Consider the following 21,605-nt stretch of genomic DNA (forward strand, 5'->3'; position numbering starts at 1 on the left):
CCGGACATCAACGTCCGGACAACGCCGGATGTGAGGAGTCCTCCCGTGCCGGCATCTCCGACTTGCGGAGTAGTGCGCATTGCGTAATAGTGGGCACAGCGCATCACCGGGAGGATCGGTTGGACACCAGCCAGCTGCTCAAGGGCGTCCTTGACCTCGCGGTCCTGGCCGTGCTCCGGGAGGAGGACGGCTACGGTTACGACGTGCTGCGCAGGCTGCGGCATGCCGGCCTGGACGAGGTGGCCGACGCGTCCGTGTACGGCACGCTGCGCCGGCTGTACAAGGCCGACCTGCTCACCTCCTACGTCGTGCCCAGCGAGGAGGGACCGCACCGCAAGTACTACCGCGTCAGCGAGTCGGGACGCGTTCGACTGGAGGAGTCGTGCAGGACGTGGCGGACGTTCGCGAAGACGATGGATCAACTACTGAGCGCTTCCTGACGCGGATGCGGGCTGCCCTGTCCGACCTGCCGGCGGCCGAGGTGGACGAGCTGCTGGAGGACACCGAGGAGCACGTCCGCGAGCTGGCCCGCGAACACGGGGAGGACCAGCTGGAGCTGCGGCTGGGCAACCCGGAGGCGTACGCGGCGGAGCTGCGCTCGGCGGCCGGCTACCCGCCGCCGCCCGAGCCGGAGCAGCCGACGCAGCAGCTGAAGGCCGAGCGCGGCGACGGTGTCGAGGTGCTGGGGCTGGCCGGCCTGACGGTCATGACGGCCAGCGCGATGCTGCTGGCCGGCGCGGTGATCGTCGGTGCCTACCGCGCCCAGGTGCTGGTGCCGCTGTTCGCGCTGTCTGGGCTGATCGGCCTGGCCATCTCGCTGCCGCTGCTGATCCGCGGCTCGGGCGGCATGCGTGCGGTCGCCGAGCTGCCGGCCGTCCGGGCGCTGCTGGAGTTCCGCGAGCCGGACGAGTCCACGGTCTCGGGCAAGGTGCTGGCCTACGTCTACAGCCTGCAGCCGGCCTGGTGGCTGGTGCGGGTGCTGCCGGTGGTCATGCTGACCCGCGCCGGCCTCGTGGGCCTGGTCATCCTGGGCGTGCCGGCGGCGGTGATCTCGATCCTGGTCGGTCACTACAGCCGGGTCGACCGCCGCCTGCTGTGGCTGGTGGTGCCGGCCAACGCCCTGGTCGCCGCGATCCTGCTGACCTACTTCACCGTCTACCTCTGATCGCCGCGCTGGCCGGACAGCCGGTCCAGCAGCGGCACGACGGCCAGCACCTGGGCGGCCTCCTCGGGGATGAGCTCGGCCAGCCGGGCGTCGATGAACTCGGCGTCGCCGTGGGTCACGGAGATGATTGTCTCTCGGCCGGTCTCGGTCAGCATGACCTAGATGGCCCGGCCGTCGGACGGGTCGGGCTCGCGGGCCACCAGGCCCATCGCCTCCAGGTGGCTGACCATGGTGGTCGCGGTGGGTGCGAGCACGGCACCTGCGCGGCCAGCTCGCCGACCCGCATCGGCCCGCCCTGCAACAGCTGGTTCAGCACGATCAGCTGCGTCGGGTAGAGGCCGGCCGGCGCGGCCTGGCGAATGGTGCGCAGCAGCCGGTGCAGCGAGATCAGCAGGTGGAGCGACTGCTGCTGGCCGACCTGGTAATCGGTGGTCAAGGCAGCCTCCACGAACCGGTCACAACGGATGGCCAGGATATCCCCGCGGCCATGGACCCGGTCCGGAAGTGCGCGAATGAGGGGACGATGGCCCACCCAACCCCACGGCGGGTGGACCATCCGTCTTCCCCTCCACCCCATCACCCAGCGTGCCTTTTCGGCCATTGTCACGGCATCCGCGCGATGGCGTAGGCGGTGGCGTAGCCGGGGTCGTTCTAGGGTTGGTCCATGGCGGGAGGATCGCTACCAACCGAGATCAGCTCGTTCGTCGGGCGGCGTGACGATCTCGCGGCGATGCGCCGGCTGCTGACCTCGGCCCACCTGCTGACGGTCACCGGTGTCGGCGGCGTCGGCAAGACCCGCGTCAGCCTACGGCTCGCGCACGAGTTGCGGCGGTCTTTCGCGGACGGCGCCTGGTGGGCCGATCTGTCCACGCTCAACCGCAACGCCGACGCGCAGCAGGTGTGCGAGACGATCGCCAAGGGCCTCGGCGTCCACGACCACTCCACCCGCACCACGCTGGAAGTGCTGATCGATCACGTCCGGGACCGGCGGCTGCTGCTGGTGCTGGACAACTGCGAGCACCTCGTCGACACGGTCGGTGACGTCGTGCGGGCGATGCTGTCGGTGGCGCCGGAGCTGCGGGTGATCGCCACCAGCCGGCAGCCACTGGGCATCGCCGGCGAGCACGTCGTCGAGCTGCGCCCGCTCGCGGCCGAGGCGGTCAACCTGCTGATGGACCGCGTGCAGGCGGCGATGCCCGACTTCACGCCGTCGACCGGCGACCGGGACACGGCGCTGCGGCTGTGCCAGCGGCTGGAGGGCCTGCCGTTGGCGATCGAGCTCGCGGCGGCTCAGCTGCGGTCGATCGGCATGGCCACCCTGCTGGAACGCCTGGACGACCGGTTCAAGCTGCTCAACGGCCTGGCGGCCGCCCTGGACTGGAGTTATCAGCTCTGCACGGAACACCAGCGGCTGCTGTGGGCCCGGCTGTCGGTGTTCGCCGGTGACCTCGACCTGGCCGCCGCCGAGCAGGTGTGCGCCGACGATCGCCTGCCCCGTGAGGACGTCCTCGCCGCGCTGGCCGGCCTGGCCGAGCAATCACTGCTGACGAGCGAGCATCGCGCCGGCCGGGTCCGGTACCGGATGCTGGAGACCATTCGCGAGTACGGAACGCAGCGCCTGGACGACCCTGAGTCGGTGCGCCAACGCCACCGTGACTACTTCCAGCGGCTCGCCCACGACGCCGCCACCAGTTGGTTCGGCCCGGACGAGCTGCGCTGGCTGGAACGCATCCGCGCCGAGCTGCCCAACGTGCTGGCGTCGATGGACTGGAGCCTGCGCACGCCCGGCGAATCGTCGGCCGCGCTGGACATGGCCGTCTCCCTGCTGCGGTCGCACTGCTGGTACGTGGTCGGCGGCCTGGCCGAAGGCCTGCGCTGGCTGCGGATCTCGCTGGCCAGCGGCGAGCCGCAGCCGACGCCGCTGCGGGCCATCGGGCTGGCGTGGGCGTCGATGACCGCGGTGTTCCTGGGCGACCCGACGCTGTCGACCGAGCTGATCGCCGACACCGGTGACGACATCGCCGACGCGACCACGTTGCAGGCCAAGGGAATCCGGGCCTGGATCGTGGAGGCCGACAATGCCGCGGTGGTGCGGAACCTGACGCGGGCTCGCGACCTGTTCGAGCGGGCCGGCGCGCACGGTGACGTCTTCGCGGCGGACATGTGGCTGGCCTACAACAGCGGTGACGGCAACGCCGAGGCCAACTGTCGTGAGCTGGTGGCCAGGGCCGAGCGCCTCCAGGCCGGCTACTCGCTGGCCAACGCCACCTGGGCGTTCGGCGCGCACTTCGTCCGCCGGGATCCGGAGCGGGCGATCACGTTGATCGAGGAGGCGCTGCGGCGGTTCCAGGCGATCGACGACATGTGGGGCTGCGGCTGGACGATGGAGACGCTGTCGTGGGCCTGCGCCGCCGCCGGCCACCACGACCGAGCCGCCCTGCTCATGGGCGCCTCGGCCAAGCTGTGGTCGGACATCGGCCTGCGCCTGTACGAGCCGGGGCCGTTCGCCATGGGGCACGAGGCGGCGGCCGGCCTGCTCAGGGCGGCGCTGGGCGAGCGGGCCTTCGAGGCGGCGATCGCCGAGGGCGCGGAGATCGGCTTCGCCCGCGCGGTGGCGATCGGGGCCCGGGTCGGGCGGTCGATGCACTCGGTGGCGCCGGCCTCGTCCGACCTGACGCCGCGCGAGCGCGAGGTCGCCGAGTTGGTCGCGGCCGGACTGACCAATCCTCAGATCGCGGCGAAGTTGTTCCTGGGCGCTCGAACCGTGCAGACCCACCTGCGCAGCATCATGAACAAGCTGGGCGTCAACAACCGGACCCAGGTCGCCGCGCACATCACCCGGCAGGGCCGCTGAGCGTTGTGTTGTCGGCACTGTACGTAACCATCTTGACGCACATCACGGCCCGGTCACGGCGCTGACTTGCGGCTGCGTCGGTGAACGCCGGGTAAATCAGTCACGCTCCGCGCATCCGCCCCCCTTTCGGGTGGAGACCCGGCTCACCGGTCGCGTCAATTTCGCGTCAATGCCGCGTATGGGGCCGTCAAGACACCATCAGGCGACATCGCGGGCGCTGGCCGCGGATGCACGCTTTGCGCGATCGCGGTTGCCGACGGGGTGACCGCTTCAGGTGAGGGGAGCAGCGCGTCATGGCCGACCTGGCCTACGCCGTGCTGGTGATCGGCGTCTTCGGAGTGCTCGCGCTCATGTTGCGTGGAATGGAGCGGCTGTGATGGACGGGGCCGGTCTGGTGGCGAACGTCCTCGGTGGCGTGCTCGCCCTGCTGTTGCTTGTCTACCTGTTCGTCGCCCTGATCAAGCCGGAGAAGTTCTGATGAGCGATACTCTCGCCGGCCTGTTGCAGGTCGCGCTGCTGCTGGCCGCGCTCGCGGCCGTCTACAAGCCGCTCGGCGACTACATGGCCCGTGCCTACCTGAGCGCGAAGCACTGGCGGGTGGAACGCGCGCTGTACAAGGTGGTCCGCGTCGACGCGGAGTCCGACCAGCGCTGGTCCACCTACGCCTACGGCGTGATCGGGTTCTCCTTCGTCTCCGTTGTGCTGCTGTACCTGTTGCAGCGCCTGCAAACCGTGCTGCCGCTGGGGCTGGGCCGGCCGGAGATCAACCCCGCGACCGCCTTCAACACCGCGATCAGCTTCGTCACCAACACCAACTGGCAGTCCTACGTGCCGGAGCAGGCCTACGGCCACCTGGTGCAGATGGCCGGCCTGACCGTGCAGAACTTCGTGTCGGCGGCGATCGGCATCTGCGTCGCGGTCGCGCTGATCCGCGGCTTCATGCGGGCCGGCACGGACCGGATCGGCAACCTGTGGGTCGACCTGACCCGCACGGTGATCCGCATCCTGCTGCCGATCTCGTTCGTGTTCGCCATCGTGCTGATCGCGCTCGGCGTGGTGGACAGCCTGTCCGGTGGCATCGCCGTGACGGCGCTGGACGGCAGTCAGCACACCATCGCGCTGGCCCCCACGGCTTCCCAGGAGGCCATCAAGGAGCTGGGCACCAACGGCGGCGGCATCTTCAACGCCAACTCCGCGCACCCGTTCGAGAACCCCAACTCCTGGACCAACATCGTCGAGATCTTCCTGCTGCTGGTGATCCCGGTCAGCCTGACCCGCACCTTCGGCGTGATGGTGGCCGACAAGAAGCAGGGCTACACCATCCTGTCGGTGATGGCGTTCCTGTGGGGCGGCATGCTGGCCGTGATCTGGTGGGCCGAGGCGCACCCGAACGGCCCGGCGGCGCTGCTGGCCGGCGCCGGCATGGAGGGCAAGGAGACCCGGTTCGGCATTCCCGGCTCCTCGCTGTTCGCCGACTCGACCACCGGCACGTCCACCGGCGCGGTCAACGCCGCGCACGACAGCCTGTCCGGCCTCGGCGGCGGCGGCGCGATGCTGAACATGCTGCTCAGCGAGATCTCGCCGGGCGGCACCGGCACCGGCATCTACAGCATCCTGGTGTTCGCCATCGTCGCGGTGTTCCTCGCCGGCCTGATGGTCGGCCGCACGCCCGAGTACCTGGGCAAGAAGCTGGGCCGCAACGAGATCACCATGGCCTCCATCGCCATGCTGGCCATGCCGACCCTGGTGCTGGTGCTCGCCGGCATCGCGGTGGTGCTGCCCTCGACCGGCGCGGCGCTGACCAACGGCGGCGCGCACGGCCTGTCCGAGGTGCTCTACGCCTACGCCTCGGCGTCCAACAACAACGGCAGCGCCTTCGGCGGCCTGACGGTGACCAACGACTGGTTCGAGTCCACCCTGGGCGTGGCCATGGCGTTCGGCCGCTTCATCCCCATCCTCGCCGTGCTCTGCCTGGCCGGCGGCCTCGCCGCCCAGAAGAAGGTGCCGCCGTCGGCCGGCACCCTGCCCACCAGCGGACCGCTGTTCGCGTCCATGGTCGGCGGCACCGTACTCCTCGTCGCGGCGCTGACCTTCGTGCCGGCGCTGGCGCTCGCTCCCATCGCGGAGGCTTTGTCATGACCACCACTACCGACCAGTCGCCGCGCTCCGTGGCGGAGGTGGACCGCCACCACGCGGAGAACGCGGGGCGCAAGCTCCAGGCCGGCGCCTTCAACCCGCAGCAGCTGCTGAGCTCGCTGCCGGACGCACTGCGCAAGCTCAATCCGCGCCACCAGATGAAGAACCCGGTCATGTTCGTGGTCTGGGTCGGTTCGGCACTGTCCACAGTGTTCGCCGTCACCAACCCGACGGTGTTCTCCGTCGTGGCCACGTTGTGGCTGTGGTTCACCGTGTTGTTCGCCAACCTGGCCGAGGCGGTCGCCGAGGGCCGGGGCAAGGCGCAGGCGGAGTCGTTGCGCCGCAGCAAGAAGGAGTCCGTCGCACGTCGTCTGCGTGAGGACGGTTCCGAGGAGCGGGTGGCCGGCACCGAGCTGACCATCGGCGACCTGGTCGTCGTGGAGGCGGGCGAGGTGATCCCCGGCGACGGCGACGTGGTCGAGGGCATCGCGACCGTGGACGAGTCGGCCATCACCGGCGAGTCGGCCCCGGTCATCCGGGAGTCCGGCGGCGACCGCAGCGCGGTCACCGGCGGCACCACCGTGCTGTCCGACCGGATCGTCGTCAAGATCACGACGCGGCCCGGCGAGTCCTTCGTGGACCGGATGATCGCGTTGGTGGAAGGCGCTTCCCGGCAGAAGACGCCGAACGAGATCGCGCTGACCATCCTGCTCGCGGTGCTGACCATCATCTTCATGCTCGCGGTCGTCGCGTTGCAGCCGATGGCCATCTACTCCGGCAGCCCGCAGTCGGTGATCGTGCTGACCGCGCTGCTGGTCTGCCTGATCCCCACGACCATCGGCGCGCTGCTGTCGGCGATCGGCATCGCCGGCATGGACCGGCTGGTGCAGCGCAACGTGCTGGCCATGTCCGGCCGCGCGGTCGAGGCCGCCGGCGACGTGGACACGCTGCTGCTGGACAAGACCGGCACCATCACCTTCGGCAACCGGCGGGCCACCGAGCTCATCCCGGTCGGATCGTCCACAAAGGACGATCTGGCCGCCGCGGCCCGGCTGTCCAGCCTGGCCGACGGCACGCCCGAGGGCCGCAGCATCGTCGAGCTGTGCGTCAAGGACTTCGGCCTCGCGGCCGAGCCCAACAATGCCGAGAAGTCGGCCGAATTCGTCCCGTTCACCGCGCAGACCCGGATGTCCGGCATCGACATCGACGGCCGGCAGGTGCGCAAGGGCGCGGCCAGCTCGGTGCGGGCCTGGGTCACCGAGCACAACGGCGTTGTCCCCGACGAGGTGCACGAGGTCGTGGACCGGATCAGCGGCGAGGGCGGCACACCGCTCGTGTGCGCCGAGCTGTCCGGCGGCGTTGCGGTGGTGCGCGGCGTGATCCGACTGTCCGATGTGGTCAAGCCGGGCATGAAGGAGCGCTTCGACGAGCTGCGGGCGATGGGCATCAAGACCGTGATGATCACGGGCGACAACCCGTTGACCGCACGGGCCATCGCCGCCGAGGCCGGCGTGGACGACTTCCTGGCCGAGGCCAAGCCCGAGGACAAGATGGCCCTGATCCGCAAGGAGCAGGAGGGCGGCAAGCTGGTCGCGATGACCGGCGACGGCACCAATGACGCGCCCGCGCTGGCCCAGGCCGACGTCGGCGTGGCGATGAACACCGGCACGTCGGCCGCGAAAGAGGCCGGCAACATGGTCGACCTCGACTCGGACCCGACCAAGCTGATCGAGATCGTGGAGATCGGCAAGCAGCTGCTGATCACCCGTGGCGCGCTGACGACCTTCAGCATCGCCAACGACCTGGCCAAGTACTTCGCCATCCTGCCGGCCATGTTCGCGGCGGTCTACCCGGGCCTGGGCCGGCTGAACATCCTGCACCTGGCCACCCCGACCTCGGCCATCCTGTCCGCGGTCATCTTCAACGCGCTGATCATCGTGCTGCTGATCCCGCTGGCCCTGCGGGGCGTGCGGTATCGGCCGTCCAGCGCGTCCAGCCTGTTGCGCCGCAACCTGCTGATCTACGGCGTCGGCGGCATCATCACGCCGTTCGTCGGCATCTGGCTCATCGACCTCGTGATCCGCCTCATCCCTGGAATCGGGTGATCGCCATGCGTTCAGGACTGGTCAAGCAGACCGCCGCCGGACTTCGGATGCTGCTCCTGATGACGGTGCTGCTCGGCATCGCCTACCCCCTCGTGGTGTGGGGGGTCGGCCAGCTCCCCGGGCTGTCCGCCCAGGCAGGAGGCTCCATCGTGACCGTGGACGGCAAGCCGGTCGGCTCCTCGCTCATCGGGCTCAACCCGGTGGCCAAGGACCCGAACAACGATCCCTACTTCCACACCCGGCCGTCGGCCACCGCCTCGGACTTCTCCGCCACTGACAACACCAAGCTCGGCCTGGCCGACAACGACGCGGCCACCTCGTCCCCGTCCAACCTGTCGGCCGACAACCCGGTGCTGGTGGCGCAGATCAAGGCCCGCAAGGAGGCCATCGCGCAGCGCGAGGGCGTGTCCCCGGACCAGGTGCCGGCCGACGCGGTGACCGCGTCCGGCTCCGGCCTGGACCCGGCGATCAGCCCGGAGTACGCCAAGCTCCAGATCGCCCGGGTGGCCCGGGTGACCGGGCTGTCGGTGGACCAGGTGACCAAGATCGTCGCCGACAACACCAGCGGGCGGGGCGCCGGCTTCCTCGGCGAGCCGGGCGTGAACGTGCAGGCGCTGAACCTGGCCGTCCAGGCAGCGAAGCACTGATCAGGGCAGACTGAACAACGTGCAACCGGACACACCGCGGCGCGGCGAGCTGCGCATCTACCTCGGGGCAGCACCGGGGGTCGGCAAGACCTTCGCGATGCTCGGGGAGGCGCGCCGCCGCGCCGACCGCGGCACCGACGTGGTCGTCGGGCTCGTCGAGACCCACGGCCGAGAGAAGACCGCGCAGCTCGTCGAGGGCCTGGAGGTGGTGCCGCGCAAGCACCTCAGCCACCGCGGCCTCGACTTCGAGGAGATGGACGTCGACGCCGTCCTGGCCCGTAGGCCGGAGGTCGCGCTGGTCGACGAGCTCGCCCACACCAACGTGCCCGGCTCGCGCAACGACAAGCGCTGGCAGGACATCGAGGAGCTGCTCGACGCCGGCATCGACGTGCTGTCCACCGTCAACGTGCAGCACCTGGAGAGCCTCAACGACGTGGTCGAACGCATCACCGGCGTGGCGCAGCACGAGACCGTGCCCGACCAGTTCGTGCGCACCGCCGAGCAGATCGAGCTCGTCGACATCACGCCCGAGGCGCTGCGGCGGCGCCTGGCCCACGGCAACGTCTACCCGGCCCGCAAGATCGATGCCGCGCTGGGCAACTACTTCCGGGTGGGCAACCTGACCGCGCTGCGCGAGCTGGCCCTGCTGTGGGTGGCTGACCAGGTCGACGTGGCGCTGCAACGGTACCGCTCCGAGCAGAAGATCACCGAGACCTGGGAGACCCGGGAACGGGTGGTGGTGGCCATCACCGCCGGGCCGGAGAGCGAGACCCTGATCCGGCGGGCCCGGCGCATCGCCACCCGGGCCGGGGCTGAGCTGCTCGTGCTGCACATCCTGCGCGGCGACGGTCTGCAGGGCGCCCCGGCGGACAAGGTGGCCAAGTACCGGCGGCTGGCCGACGACATGGGCGCGACCTTCCACACCGTGGTCGGCGACGACGTGCCGACCGCGCTGCTGGACTTCGCCCGCGGCGTGAACGCCACGCAACTCGTGCTCGGCACCTCCCGGCGGTCGCGGGTGGCGCGGCTGTTCGAGGAGGGCATCGGCGCCACCGTCGTGCAGGAGTCCGGGCCGATCGACGTGCACATGGTCACCCACAGCGAGGCCAAGCGGGCCTTCAAGTGGAAGTTCGGCCGCAGCCCGCTGACGCCCAGGCGGCAGCTGCTGGGCTGCGCTGTCGATCGTGATCCCGTTGGTCGCCACCGGGATCGGGGTGCTGCTGCACGGCACCATCTCGATCTCCACCGACACCGTCGACTACTTCCTCGCCACGGTGATCGTCGCCCTCGTCGGGTGGCGTCGGGCCCCGCGGTCGTCGCGGCGGCGTTTCGGCCGGGCTGCTGAACTTATTCTTCACGCCGCCGCTGTACTCGCTGACCGTGGCCGACGGAGAGAACGTGATCACCCTCTTCGCCATGGTCATCGTCGCCGTGATGGTGGCCCTGGTCGTCGACCGCGCCGCGCGGCGGGCCGAGCAGGCGGCGCGGGCCCGTACCGAGGCCGCCCTGCTGGCGTCGTACGCGCGAACCGTGCTCACCAGCCCGTATCCGTTGGTGCGGCTGTTGGAGAAGGTGCGGGAGAACTTCGGGCTCACCTCCGTGGCGCTCTTGGAGCACCGGCACGGCAAATGGGAGCGGGTCGCCTGCGTCGGGCCCACGCCGTGCGACGAGCCCGATGAGGCCGATGTGGACGTTCCCGTGACGCCCGAGGTGCATTTGGCATTGCGGGGCAAGGCTTTGGAGGCCGCCGACCGGCGGGCGCTCGAAGCCGCCGCCGGACAGGCGCTGTTGGCCTTGCGGCAGCAGCGAATGGCCGCCCAGACCGCCGACGCCCAGCGTCGGGCCGAGACCACCGAGCTGCGGACCGCACTGCTTTCCGCTGTGGGGCACGACCTTCGTACGCCGCTGACGTCCATCAAGGCCGCCGCCGGCAGCCTGCGCGACCCCGAGCTCCGTCTGTCCGAAGAGGACACCGGCGAGCTCCTCGCCACCGTCGAGGAGTCCGCCGACCGGCTCGCCGGGCTCGTCGACAACCTGCTCGACTCCTCCCGGCTCGCCACCGGGGCCGTGCAGCCGCAGCTGCGGGCCGTGGCGTACGACGAGGTTGTCGCCCTGGCCCTGTCCGGCATCGACGACCGCCGCCACGTGCTGGTCGACGTCGACGAGCGGCTGCCGTTGGTGCTGGCCGACGCCGGCCTGCTCGAAAGGGTGGTGGCCAACGTGATCGACAACGCCTTGCGCCACGGGCGGCCGGGGAGCAGCGTGAACGGCGAGCCCGTCGTCGAGGTCCGGGCCAGCGCGCACGCCTCGCAGGTGGAGCTGCGGGTCGTGGACCGGGGTCGCGGCCTGCCCAAGGGCGCCGGGGACGCGCTGTTCCAGCCGTTCCAGCGGTTGGGGGACCGGGACGCGACCAGCGGGGTCGGACTGGGGTTGAGCGTGGCCAAGGGATTCACCGAGGCCATGGGCGGCGCCATCACCGCCGAGGACACCCCCGGCGGCGGCCTGACCGTGGTGATCTCGTTGCCGGCCAAGGAGGACGCATGACAAAGGTGTTGGTCGTCGACGACGAGCCGCAGATCGTGCGGGCCCTGCGGATCAACCTGTCCGCCCGGGGCTACCAGGTCCTCACCGCCCACGACGGCGCCAGCGCGCTTCGTGCCGCTGCCGAGGCCAAGCCTGACGTCGTGGTGCTGGACCTGGGCCTGCCCGACCTCGACGGCACCGACGTCATCGCCGGCCTTCGCGGCTGGACCACCGTGCCCATCCTCGTTCTGTCCGCCCGCACCGACTCCTCCGACAAGGTCGAGGCCCTCGACGCCGGCGCCGACGACTACGTCACCAAGCCCTTCGGCATGGACGAGCTGCTCGCCCGCCTCCGCGCCGCCGTCCGCCGCTCCGCCTCCTCCGCCGCCGACGGCGAGGAGGCCGTCGTCGAGACCTCGTCCTTCACCGTCGACCTGGCCGCCAAGAAGGTCCACCGCGACGGCTCCGAGGTCCACCTCACCCCCACCGAGTGGGGCGTCCTCGAGGTCCTCGTCCGCAACCGCGGCCGCCTCGTCGCCCAGAAGCAGCTCCTCCAGGACGTCTGGGGCCCCCAGTACGCCACCGAGTCCCACTACCTCCGCGTCTACCTCGCCCAGCTCCGCCGCAAGCTCGAACCCGAGCCCTCCCACCCCCGCCACCTGCTCACCGAACCCGGCATGGGCTACCGCTTCGAGACGTGAGCGCCGAACGGGTTGAGCAGCCGAACACCTGTCGGCTCGACGTCGGCGGTGTTGCGGGTGACCAGGGTCCAGTCCCGGACCAGTGCCGTGGCGGCCAACAGGCCGTCGACGACCGGCAGCCGGTTCGGCACGTTGAGCCGGCCCCACTCCTCGGCGATCTCGGTCGTGATCGGCACGATGCGGTCCTCGTACGCGGCGGTCAACTGCCCGAGCCACTGATCGAAGACGTCCGCCTGCGCGGGATCCTTGCGGGCGAGCCGATCCACGCCCTGGCGGATCTCGCCGATCACCAGCACGCTGACGAACAGCTCGCTCGCCCGCACCGTCGCGAACCAGTCGAGCACCCCGGGGTCCGGCTGCTTCTTCCGTAGTTCCGACAACACGTTGGTGTCAAGGAGATGGCTCACGCGCCATCACCGAGGTCGACACCGCGCGCCGGCTCGCTCGGCCGGTCTATCTCCAACTCCTCCAGCGGCGGCGCCGCGAGCAGGAAGTCCTTGAAGTCCTCGGTCCGGTCGCCCTTGAGCCTGCGGTACTCCGCGATGTCGATGACCACCGCGACTTCCTTGCCATGCCTGGTCACGAACTGCGGCCCGTCGACCTCGACGAACCGGATCAGCTCGCTGAACCGCTGCTTGGCCTCCTGCAGTTGCCAATGATGACTCATATCGCCTCCTGGTCTGTCTAGACAGACCAGATTGTAGTGGAGGTCGACAAGGTGGAACGGGGTGAAGCTGTCGATGTCGACGATCACGCGGGCCACTGATTGTCCTCGGTGTGCTGGAACGGGTTGTGCCCCATGGGCCGCCGGCGTGAATGGGTCGAGCCCATGGCCCGGTGACGGGTCGCCGTTTTCGCGGAGGATGGGGTTCCATGCGGCCATCGGCCTGCGTGATCCGTCAATCGTACGCCCCGTGATCGGATGACCCCGTTCAGCTACGAGTGGACCCCGGCTTGCGCGGCTGCACGTGCAGGTGGCGGTGCGGCCGAACGGAGCTCGGGATGGCCTAGTGACGCCGGATGGGTGATCGACAGCGGTGGGTCATGTTGTTGAGTGGACGACGACCTTTACAAATGGTGACAACTTGTCCTGTTTGCTGACACAACATCACCCGTTCGGACGCAAACTCGGCAGTTAGAGTGCGTAACAACTGCGGTGCGTACACCTATGTTCTACGTGATCGTGCGAGAGGTGCGGCTACCCCCAGGATCCCGGCCGCGACGACCAGCCTCTCGCAGGGAGGAGTTGGCCATGAGCTCACCAGAGGGCCACGAGGTGTCCTGTCTCGGGTTCGGCAAGAAGCGCCGGGCCCTGCGCGTGTGGTCTGCTGGCGACAAGGTGGTGCTGCAGGCGCCACCGGGCGAGGTCGCGTTCCTCTCCGACGAGGAGGTCGACCTGGTCATCTCCGCGTTGCTGGAGGCCCGCAAGCAGGCCAGGCAGACCGGCGGTCAGTGGATCGCCAACAGCGGCGGAGCCGCCTGAGATTCCACACCCGAAAGGGTGAGGGCGAGACCCGGGTCGGCCGTCCGCCAGCGGTCGGCCCGGCACCCGCGTTCGGGTCGCGTCAGGGTTTGCGGCGGCGCGGCCCGCTTCCGTGAACGCGCGCCTACCCTCGGTCGGGTGGGCAAGGTCAAGCACCATCGCCTCGACCGGCTGGCCGACCTGTGCCGCCAGGTCGGAGAGGCCATGCGGCACGCCAGCGTGCGCTGCTCGACGCCGATCCGGCGATGGCGGAAAAGGTCATCACGGGCGACGCCGCACTGGCCCGATCCCGGGGCCGAGTGCGAGGAACAACTGCTGGCGACGACGATCTGCGCGTCGGTCTTGACGTCGGTGCACGCCGTCACCCTGGAGCGCATGGGCGACCTGGCGGTGCACATCGCCCGGGCGGCGCGCCGGCGGTACCCGGCGCACGTATTGCCGGACGAGCTGCGCGTCCCGTTCGCGGACATGGGCCAGCTCGCGATCACCCTGGCCAGCACGGCGGAACAGGTGGTCCGCACGGGCGACCCGGAGCTGGCAGCCTTCCTGGACGCCAGCGACGACATCATGGACAACCTGCACCGAGCGGTGTTCGCCACTGTCACGCGCGAGGACTGGCCCCACGGCGTCGCCACCGCTGTGGATGCCACGGTGCTGAGCCAGAACTACGAGCGCTTCGCCGACTACGCGGTCGCCCTGGCCCGCCGCACGAGTGTCATCGCCCGGCGCGACCTGGCGGCCTGAACAGCCCTAGTTGGTGCCGGGCTGAGCCGGTGGGCTCGTCGACGTCGAGGTCGAAGACGTCGTTGTGGTGGTGGTCGTCGTGGTGGTCGTGGTCGACGAGCTGCCGCCCGTGGTCGGGATCGGGTCGGTGTTGGGCGGCGGGTTGCTGCCGGCCTGCTTCGTCGTGCTCGTGACCGTGGTCGTCTTGGACGCGCTCGTCTTCGACGTGGACGACTTGCTGGTCGATGAGCTGCTGCTGCTCGTGGTGTCGCCGCCGCTGGTGGTGTCGCCGTTGGCGTCGGTGGTCTGCGTCGAACCGCCGAACTGCTGCGAAGCGGGGTCCACGTTCTGGTTCTGGGACTGCGGCGTGGCACTCTGCCCGGCCGCCATAGCCGCCACCGAGGCGAACGCCGTCGCCACGACGACACCGGCCGCGGCCATGATGACCTTGGCCGACGACCGTGACGTGCCGCTCCGCTTCGGCGGGCTCAGCAGTGCCCGCTCGGGCTCACTCACGTGACCTCCTCGTTACCGCCCCGGCCAGAGAATACGGGTCGTGTCGGCGTGAGTGAAAAGCACTCAGTACGGGCGTCACGCGATCCGGTGAACACACTCAACTCCACGCGGTTACCTGCCGAAGTCCTGCACCCAGTACCACCCCTTGGTGGTCACGCCGACCCCGATGGTGGTGAACGAGCAGTCCAGGATGTTGCGGCGGTGCCCGTCGGAGTGCATCCAGCCGTCCATGACGGCCTCGGGGCTGGTGTAGCCCTCGGCGATGTTCTCGCCGCCGGCGTTGGTGTAGCCGGCGTTGCGCTCGCGGTCGACGAACGTCCGCCCGTCCTGCGAGGTGTGCGAGAAGTAACTGTGGGCCGACATGTCGTCGCTGTGGCCCTGGGCGGCGTTGTCCAGCCGCTTGTCCTCGGTCAGGTCCTTGCAGCCGACCTTGGCCCGCTCCACGTTGACCAGCCGGACCACCTCCGCGGCCGACCCGAGGTTGGCCGGCGGCTTGGCGGTGGTGGTCGGGGCCTCGGTGGTGGTGCTCGGCGGCGGCTCCGAGGTGGTCGTGGTGGTGCTGGTCGCCGTGGTCGTGCTGGTGGTCGTGGTGGTCGACGCCGTGGTCGTCTCGGTCGGCTGACCGCCGGTGGACGTGACCAGGCGGCTGTTCTGCTCGTGTCCGGCGGCGTTGCCCAGCTGCTTCGTCGCGGGGGCCGTGGTCAGCGGGCTCGACTGGCCGAGGAGCACTCCGGTCAGGGTCGCGGGCCCGACGGCGACCGACGCGCCACCGGCGCACGCGGCGCCGAGGGTCAGTCCGACGAGCATGCCGGCGGTGGCCGGTCGTCTGCTTCGGGGGCTCACGGCGCGCGACCGTACCACTAATGGGTGACACACGGGCGGGCGAACGGGGTACACCCGGCCACTCGCCACCTCCCGGGGCAGGTGGGAGGCGGTGCGCGAGATCATTGCCAGATGACAGAAGAGAGCGTGCGGCTCACCGTGTGGGTGCACGGCCGTGTGCAGGGCGTCGGCTTCCGCTGGTGGACCCGCAGCCGGGCGCTGGAGCTCGGTCTCGACGGCGCGGCCACCAATCTGGCCGACGGCCGCGTGCAGGTGGTCGCCGAGGGACCCGAGCCGATCTGTCACAAGTTGCTGGTCGCGTTGAACTCGGGTGACACCCCTGGACGTGTGGACTTGGTCGTCGAGAGATGGTCGGAGGCCAAGGGTGTCCGGAAAGGTTTTGAAGAACGCTGAACCGCGCACGACCCGGCCCCGTATTGGACGTTCGTGGGTCAGAGTGCGAAACGTAGTGACGAGTTGGCACGGCAGCTGTACGGCCGCTACCGGCGGCCGCTACTGGGCTACGTGCTGCGGGCGGTGCGCGGCGACTACCAGTACGCCGAGGACATCGTGCAGGAGACGTTGCTGCGCGCATGGAAGCACGCTGACTCGCTGGAACCCGAGCAGGCCGGCCCGTGGCTGTACACGGTCGCGCGCAACCTCATCATCTCTGGTCACCGCCGCAAGGAGGCCAGAGCACCTGAGGTTCCGCTGGAGACCGATGAGCTGCCCTCGGGCTCCGACGAACTGGATCACGTATTGCAGGCCTGGCAGATTGCCGAGGCGATGCGGTCGCTCAGTCATGACCATCGCCAGGTCATCGTGGAGCTGTACTACTGCCGTCGGACCGTCTCCGAGGCTGCAACCGTGCTGGGCGTCCCCGCGGGCACGGTCAAGTCGCGCTGCTTCTACGCGTTGCGCGCGCTTCGGGGAGCATTGGAGGAGCGGGGGGTGACCGAGCTATGAGCTGCCAGCACTCAGTGTCCCTTGGCGTCTATGTGCTTGGCTCCCTCGAACCGGGGGAGCGCTCGCAGATGGAGCGCCATCTCGCCGGATGTCCGTTCTGCCAGCAGGAACTGGTGCGGTTCTCGCCGCTGCCGGGTCTGCTGGGGCGGATCTCCTTGGCCGACTTGGAGGACATCGACGGGTTCGACCTGGACCCGAGTTCCCTCGGACCACCGGGCGATCCCGGTATGCCGGAGCATCCGTCCATGCCGCTGCCCAGGCCGCGGCCGAACAACCGTCCCCAGCCCGACTTCGGCCACATGCCGGACATGGGCCGGATGGCCGACCCGAACCCGGGCCGCCACCTGGTGCCGCCGGTGCCGGAGCAGCCCCGACCGCCCCAGCGGCCGGCCCCGCAGCGTCCGGAACCACCGGCGCAGCAGGCGAAGGCGAAGGGCCCGGCCACTCGCCGTCGCAGCCGGGAGACCGACAAGCGCACCAGCCGGCGCAACTTCCTGACCATGGCGGCGGTTCTGGTCGCGGCGGTGGCGGTGAGCGCCGTGTTCGTGCAGCGCTCGCTGGCCAGCGCCCCGGTCGCCGAGCAGCCGACCGCGGTGTGGCACGCGACCGACCAGACCAGCAAGGTCACGGCCAGTGCCGGCCTGACCAGCAAGGCGTGGGGGACATCGATCATGCTCTCGGTGTCCAACCTGCCCGCCGGCCAGGTGTGCCAGCTGATGGTGCACAACAAGAACGGGTCGACCCAGAGCGCGGGCTGGTGGCGCAACGGGAACGAGACCGAGAGCCAGGTGCCGGTGGCGACGTCGTACTCGATCGGCGACATCGACCGGATGGACGTGGTGACGGTGGACCAGAAGTTCCTGGTGGACCTCACCCCGAAAGCCTGACCCGGCAACGGAAAGGGGCCGACCTCAATGCGAGGTCGGCCCCTTTCCGTGCTTGTGCCGCGCGTTTCGCGCGGGGCGAGGTCGCGCGTCTGCGGAACCTCCGCTCGTTGCTTAGAACGCGGGCAGCAGCTGCACGTCGTCGGCGTTGACGTACTCGACCCGGTGCCCGTACTGGATCTCGTAGTAGCGCATCTTGCCGGTCACCGGCTTGTTCTTGGTGCCGGTGGGATCCCAGACCGTCGGCAGGTACTGCGCCGGCGCGACACCGCCGAACACGTAGCGCTGTCCGGCGCCCAGCACGTACGTCATCGGCACGATGGCCTGCGGCGTCACGCCGGCCGGATAGGCCGAGGCCTCCGGGTAGGCGCGGCCGTAGATCGGCACGGATGCCCGGCCGGGCTTGGGAGCCACCACGACACCGGCCGCGAAGGCGGCGTCGCGGGCGTGGAACCAGCCCTTCTGACCCAGGTACCAGATAGCGACCCAATCGCCCTTGCGGTCGGCGATCGCGTACTGCTGGCCCTCGGACACCCGGCTGCCGACGTCGTTGACGTCCATGGTCTGCGGCGTGCCGGCCGGGTGCAGGCCGATGTCGGTCAGCAGCGGCGAGCTGTCACTGGGCTGCGAGTGCAGCACGACCTCGCTGGAACCCCGCGCGGGGCAAGGGGTTCCGGCCGTGACGCAGCCGGTGAACGGCACGTTGTTGGTGGCCATGTCCGGGTGGATCGTCAGCATGCCGAACGACGGCGCCGACAGTGCCGGGAACCGCGGCGCGCCCAGCAGGCCGAAGTAGTGGTCCCAGTCCCAGTAGGGGCCGGGATCGGTGTGCTGCTTCGGAACGTTGGCCGGGTCGATGCCGGGCACGTTGTCGTGGCCGAGGATGTGCTGGCGGTTCAACGGAATCTGGTACTTGGCGGCCAGGTAGCGCACCAGCTTGGCCGACGAGCGGTACATCGCCTCGGTGTACCAGCCGGTCTGGGCCAGGAAGCCCTCGTGCTCGATGCCGATGGACCGCGCGTTGATGTACCAGTTGGCCGCGTGCCAGGCCACGTTGCGGGCCAGCACGTGCTGGTCGACATGCCCGTCCTGGGACCGGATCGTGTAGTTCCAGCTGACGTACTTGGGATCCTGGATCAGGCCGAGCGTGGTGGCCCAGTCGGCCTCGGTGTCGTGGATGACGATGTAGTCGATCTTCTGCGTGGCCGGGCGGTTCGACGTGTCGTAGTTGCCGTAGTCGTCGACGCCGGGGCCGTACTGCGCGTAGGCGGCCGGATCCAGCTCGCACGACAGGCCGCGCGGGCACTCGGCGCCGTCGGACCTGGTGGTCGTCAGGTGCAGATCGGCCAGCTGGCCGGTGTTCGGCGCCACCGAGGCGTCGGCACGCAGCGTGACCAGCTGTCCGTCGTCCGTGGTCCGGGTCTCACCCTGTTGGATGGTCTGGAAGACCTCGTCCGCGAAATCGGCCGCGGAGCCGCTGAATAACCGCATGAGTTGTATTCACAGGTGTTTTCGCACGGTATAATTGAGTCCCGATGTGTGCCAATCCCGGATCCGAGGACGACAAAGCCCCAGGGCGTAGAGAAGATATTAGAACGTATATGCATTATGGCATAACATAATTACACGGACTGGCTTAGCCGCTCTACTAAACGGGGACGCGCTGGTTCGCTGCGCACCGCCGCGGCGTCGACGCCCGCGAGCTGGGCCGCCTGCTGGACCGTCTGGAGCGCCGCCGCCGGCACGCCAGTCGGGGCGGGGGCGGGGTGCAGCGTCGGACGGCTGTCGTCGCCGCGGCCGTCGCTGTCGTCGAACTCGGCGCCCTTCACGGTGTTCGCTGTGGCGAAGTCCGTGAGGTGCATGGGGCCGTAGCCGGCGGCCACGCTGGGCGTGCCGGCGTAGGTGTTCCACTGGGATTCCAGGTACGACACGCCGAGGAGGACCTCGGCCGGGACGCCGAATTCGGCGGCCGCGGCGTCGTATGCCTGCTGCCTGTCGGATGAGGGCGATGGTGCCGCGGTGGCCGTGCCGGCGGACGGCAGCAGCAGCGCTAGGCTGGCCGCAGTCGCCACCACGGCGAGGATTCTGGACATGGCGGAATTCTCCTGGGTAGCCGGATCACCGCTTACCGTGACGCCGGTCACCATCGCCGTCAAGAACTAACACACAATTGGCCCGGATCAGTTCATTGTTCACCCTTCGGCCCAGCGTGCGACTGGTCCGCCCGCACGCCGGGTACCCTCTGCCGATAACCCGGCCGGAGCAAGCGACTCGACAAGGTAAACCGACGTGCACCTCAAGAGCCTGACGCTGAAGGGCTTCAAGTCCTTCGCCTCGGCGACGACGCTGCGCTTCGAGCCGGGCATCACCTGCGTCGTCGGCCCCAACGGCTCCGGCAAGTCCAACGTGCTGGACGCGCTGCGCTGGGTGATGGGCGAGGGCAGCGCCAAGGGCCTGCGCGGCGGCAAGATGGAGGACGTCATCTTCGCCGGCACCGCCGGCCGCGCCCCGCTCGGCCGGGCCGAGGTGACGCTGACCATCGACAACTCCGACGGCGCGCTGCCCATCGACTACACCGAGGTGTCGATCACCCGCCGGATGTTCCGCGAGGGCGCCACCGAGTACGAGATCAACGGCAGCTCCTGCCGCCTGCTGGACATCCAGGAGCTGCTCAGCGACTCCGGCATCGGCCGCGAGATGCACGTCATCGTCGGCCAGGGCCAGCTCTCGGCGATCCTGGAGTCCAAGCCCGAGGAGCGCCGCGCCTTCATCGAGGAGGCGGCCGGCGTCCTCAAGCACCGCAAGCGCAAGGAGAAGGCGCTCCGCAAGCTGGACGCCATGCAGGCCAACCTGACCCGGTTGACCGACCTGACCGCGGAGCTGCGCCGTCAGCTCAAGCCGCTGGGCAAGCAGGCCGAGATCGCCCGCCGGGCCCAGGCCGTGCAGGCCGAGCTGCGCGACTCCAAGCTGCGCCTGCACGCCGACGACCTGGTCATCCAGCGCGGCGACCTGCACCGCGACGAGGCCGACGAGGCGGCGGCGCGGACCCGGCGCACCGAGGTCGAACAGCTGGTGCAGCAGGCGTCGGCCAAGCAGTCCGAGCTGGAGCAGCTCGTCGCCGAGGACGCGCCGATCCTGCAGCAGGCCCAGGAGACCTGGTACCGGCTGTCGGCGCTGGAGGAGCGGCTGCGCGGCACCGTGCGGCTGGCCGTGGAGCGCGCCCGGCACCTGTCGGCCCCGCCGGAGGCGTCCCGCGGCGGCCGCGACCCCGACGAGCTGGACGCCGAGGCCGAGCAGACCGCCGAGCGTGAAGCCGAGCTGAACGAGGCCGTCACCGAGGCCCGGATCGTGCTGGCCGAGAGCAGCGAGACCCGGGCCGAGCTGGAGCGCACGGTCACCGCCGCCGAGAAGGCCCACCTGGCCGCCGTGCGGCTTATCGCCGACCGCCGCGAGGGCCTGGCCCGGCTGACCGGCCAGGTCGAGGCGCTGCGCAGCAAGAACAACGCCTCCGCCGAGGAGATCGAGCGGCTGTCCACCTCGCTGGCCGAGGCCGGCGAGCGGGCCGAGATCGCCCGTATCGAGCTGGCCGAGCAGCAGGAGGTCACCGGCACCGAGGACGAGGGCGACGCCGGCGTCGAGGAACGGCACCTCCAGGCGGCCGAGGCCGAGAAGATCGCACGGGCCCGGGTCGAGGAGCTGGTCAAGGCCGAGCGCACGGCCGACAAGGAGATCTCGTCCTGGAAGGCCCGCGTCGACGCGTTGTCGCTGGGTCTGACCCGCAAGGACGGCGCCGGGGCGCTGCTGGCCGCCGGCGACCGGCTGCCGGGCCTGCTCGGTTCCGTCGCCGCGCTGTTGACGGTGGAGCCCGGGGCCGAGGTGGCTCTGGCCGCCGCGCTCGGCCCGGTGGCCGACGCCATCGCCGTGAACGGCGGTTCGGACGCCTTCGCCGCGCTGGAACTGCTGCGGTCCTCGGATTCCGGTCGCGCCGGCCTGTTGATCGGCGCCGGCGGTCCCGTGCCGGACCGGTCGACGTGGCCGATGCTGCCGCCGGGTGCGCGCTGGGCCGTGGACTGTGTTCGG

General features: G+C 70.0%; 22 protein-coding genes and 1 pseudogene. 16 read left to right on the forward strand and 7 right to left on the reverse strand.

Translation table 11 applies throughout. From position 1 onward, the window contains the following. Positions 1–119: 119 nt before the first annotated feature. Both KUTG_RS34235 and KUTG_RS34240 read left to right on the forward strand, forming a co-directional pair. Positions 120–440 carry a PadR family transcriptional regulator gene (locus KUTG_RS34235; RefSeq protein WP_043731570.1) on the forward strand — a complete coding sequence of 107 codons (321 nt, stop codon included), beginning with the start codon at positions 120–122 and terminating at the stop codon, positions 438–440. 5 nt (positions 441–445) lie between these two features. Then, positions 446–1,165 carry an HAAS signaling domain-containing protein gene (locus tag KUTG_RS34240; RefSeq protein ID WP_052395721.1) on the forward strand — a complete coding sequence of 240 codons (720 nt, stop codon included), beginning with the start codon at positions 446–448 and terminating at the stop codon, positions 1,163–1,165. Here KUTG_RS34240 and KUTG_RS65405 read toward each other — a convergent pair. Next, on the reverse strand, positions 1,156–1,284 hold the full coding sequence (locus KUTG_RS65405; protein WP_255360953.1) for a hypothetical protein: 129 nt from the start codon (positions 1,282–1,284) through the stop codon (positions 1,156–1,158). The two genes, KUTG_RS34240 and KUTG_RS65405, sit on opposite strands and share 10 nt — an antisense overlap. Positions 1,285–1,323: 39 nt before the next feature. Beyond that, a complete protein-coding gene (locus tag KUTG_RS64210; protein WP_157495666.1) occupies positions 1,324–1,395 on the reverse strand; it encodes a hypothetical protein in 72 nt (23 codons plus the stop codon). Positions 1,396–1,829: 434 nt separating this feature from the next. Here KUTG_RS64210 and KUTG_RS34250 point away from each other — a divergent pair, with 434 nt between their 5' ends. The 7 genes and pseudogenes from KUTG_RS34250 to KUTG_RS34285 all read left to right on the forward strand — a co-directional run bounded on the left by KUTG_RS34250 (position 1,830) and on the right by KUTG_RS34285 (position 12,131). After that, a complete protein-coding gene (locus tag KUTG_RS34250) occupies positions 1,830–4,019 on the forward strand; it encodes an ATP-binding protein (RefSeq protein WP_157494937.1) in 2,190 nt (729 codons plus the stop codon). Positions 4,020–4,395: 376 nt separating this feature from the next. After that, the gene (gene kdpF / locus KUTG_RS34255; RefSeq protein WP_043722762.1) at positions 4,396–4,497 is read left to right on the forward strand and encodes a K(+)-transporting ATPase subunit F; all 102 of its coding nucleotides are present in this window, start codon (positions 4,396–4,398) and stop codon (positions 4,495–4,497) included. After that, positions 4,497–6,158 carry a potassium-transporting ATPase subunit KdpA gene (gene kdpA, locus KUTG_RS34260; protein WP_043722763.1) on the forward strand — a complete coding sequence of 554 codons (1,662 nt, stop codon included), beginning with the start codon at positions 4,497–4,499 and terminating at the stop codon, positions 6,156–6,158. The genes kdpF and kdpA overlap by 1 nt, the downstream gene beginning before the upstream one ends. Next, on the forward strand, positions 6,155–8,260 hold the full coding sequence (gene kdpB, locus KUTG_RS34265) for a potassium-transporting ATPase subunit KdpB (RefSeq protein WP_043722765.1): 2,106 nt from the start codon (positions 6,155–6,157) through the stop codon (positions 8,258–8,260). Before kdpA ends, kdpB begins: the two co-directional genes overlap by 4 nt. 5 nt (positions 8,261–8,265) lie before the next feature. After that, on the forward strand, positions 8,266–8,907 hold the full coding sequence (kdpC, locus tag KUTG_RS34270) for a K(+)-transporting ATPase subunit C (RefSeq protein WP_043731575.1): 642 nt from the start codon (positions 8,266–8,268) through the stop codon (positions 8,905–8,907). Between the two features lie 19 nt (positions 8,908–8,926). Next, positions 8,927–11,451: pseudogene (locus tag KUTG_RS65740) on the forward strand (ATP-binding protein). After that, the gene (locus KUTG_RS34285; protein ID WP_043722772.1) at positions 11,448–12,131 is read left to right on the forward strand and encodes a response regulator; all 684 of its coding nucleotides are present in this window, start codon (positions 11,448–11,450) and stop codon (positions 12,129–12,131) included. Before KUTG_RS65740 ends, KUTG_RS34285 begins: the two are co-directional and overlap by 4 nt. Here KUTG_RS34285 and KUTG_RS34290 read toward each other — a convergent pair. Together KUTG_RS34290 and KUTG_RS34295 are read right to left on the reverse strand one after the other, a co-directional pair. Continuing rightward, a complete protein-coding gene (locus KUTG_RS34290; RefSeq protein ID WP_043722775.1) occupies positions 12,113–12,538 on the reverse strand; it encodes a type II toxin-antitoxin system VapC family toxin in 426 nt (141 codons plus the stop codon). The two genes, KUTG_RS34285 and KUTG_RS34290, sit on opposite strands and share 19 nt — an antisense overlap. Continuing rightward, entirely contained in the window at positions 12,535–12,894 is a 360-nt protein-coding gene (locus tag KUTG_RS34295) for a type II toxin-antitoxin system Phd/YefM family antitoxin (RefSeq protein WP_232241111.1), read from the reverse strand. The genes KUTG_RS34290 and KUTG_RS34295 overlap by 4 nt, the downstream gene beginning before the upstream one ends. Before the next feature lie 489 nt (positions 12,895–13,383). On the opposite strand from KUTG_RS34295, the gene KUTG_RS34300 reads away from it, so the two are divergent. From KUTG_RS34300 to KUTG_RS61945, 3 genes are all read left to right on the forward strand, one after another. After that, entirely contained in the window at positions 13,384–13,614 is a 231-nt protein-coding gene (locus KUTG_RS34300; protein WP_157494940.1) for a hypothetical protein, read from the forward strand. Positions 13,615–13,752: 138 nt separating this feature from the next. Then, positions 13,753–14,358 (forward strand): phosphate signaling complex PhoU family protein, encoded by a 606-nt coding sequence (locus KUTG_RS34305; protein WP_052395723.1) that lies wholly within the window; start codon positions 13,753–13,755, stop codon positions 14,356–14,358. A 64-nt stretch (positions 14,359–14,422) separates the two neighbouring features. Then, positions 14,423–14,857 carry a hypothetical protein gene (locus KUTG_RS61945; protein WP_043722780.1) on the forward strand — a complete coding sequence of 145 codons (435 nt, stop codon included), beginning with the start codon at positions 14,423–14,425 and terminating at the stop codon, positions 14,855–14,857. A gap of 107 nt (positions 14,858–14,964) precedes the next feature. Here the strand turns inward: KUTG_RS61945 and KUTG_RS34315 are convergent, their stop codons facing one another. Then, positions 14,965–15,696: a CAP domain-containing protein gene (locus KUTG_RS34315; RefSeq protein WP_232241113.1), complete on the reverse strand. Its 732-nt coding sequence runs from the start codon at positions 15,694–15,696 to the stop codon at positions 14,965–14,967. 111 nt (positions 15,697–15,807) lie between these two features. Here KUTG_RS34315 and KUTG_RS34320 point away from each other — a divergent pair, with 111 nt between their 5' ends. From KUTG_RS34320 to KUTG_RS34330, 3 genes are all read left to right on the forward strand, one after another. After that, complete coding sequence (locus tag KUTG_RS34320) at positions 15,808–16,089, forward strand: acylphosphatase (RefSeq protein ID WP_043722785.1); 282 nt, start codon at positions 15,808–15,810, stop codon at positions 16,087–16,089. Between the two features lie 63 nt (positions 16,090–16,152). Continuing rightward, a complete protein-coding gene (locus KUTG_RS34325) occupies positions 16,153–16,641 on the forward strand; it encodes a sigma-70 family RNA polymerase sigma factor (protein WP_043722788.1) in 489 nt (162 codons plus the stop codon). Between the two features lie 68 nt (positions 16,642–16,709). Beyond that, a complete protein-coding gene (locus tag KUTG_RS34330) occupies positions 16,710–17,528 on the forward strand; it encodes a twin-arginine translocation signal domain-containing protein (RefSeq protein WP_232241115.1) in 819 nt (272 codons plus the stop codon). A 111-nt stretch (positions 17,529–17,639) separates the two neighbouring features. Here the strand turns inward: KUTG_RS34330 and KUTG_RS34335 are convergent, their stop codons facing one another. Next, a complete protein-coding gene (locus KUTG_RS34335) occupies positions 17,640–19,016 on the reverse strand; it encodes an N-acetylmuramoyl-L-alanine amidase (RefSeq protein WP_052395724.1) in 1,377 nt (458 codons plus the stop codon). A 131-nt stretch (positions 19,017–19,147) separates the two neighbouring features. After that, a complete protein-coding gene (locus KUTG_RS34340; RefSeq protein WP_157494944.1) occupies positions 19,148–19,618 on the reverse strand; it encodes a hypothetical protein in 471 nt (156 codons plus the stop codon). A gap of 196 nt (positions 19,619–19,814) precedes the next feature. Here KUTG_RS34340 and KUTG_RS64215 point away from each other — a divergent pair. Then, positions 19,815–21,605: chromosome segregation SMC family protein (locus KUTG_RS64215; RefSeq protein WP_043731583.1), on the forward strand; the 1,791-nt coding region annotated here is incomplete at its 3' end.

It is taken from the genome of Kutzneria sp. 744, assembly GCF_000568255.1.
Classification (GTDB): Bacteria; Actinomycetota; Actinomycetes; order Mycobacteriales; family Pseudonocardiaceae; genus Kutzneria.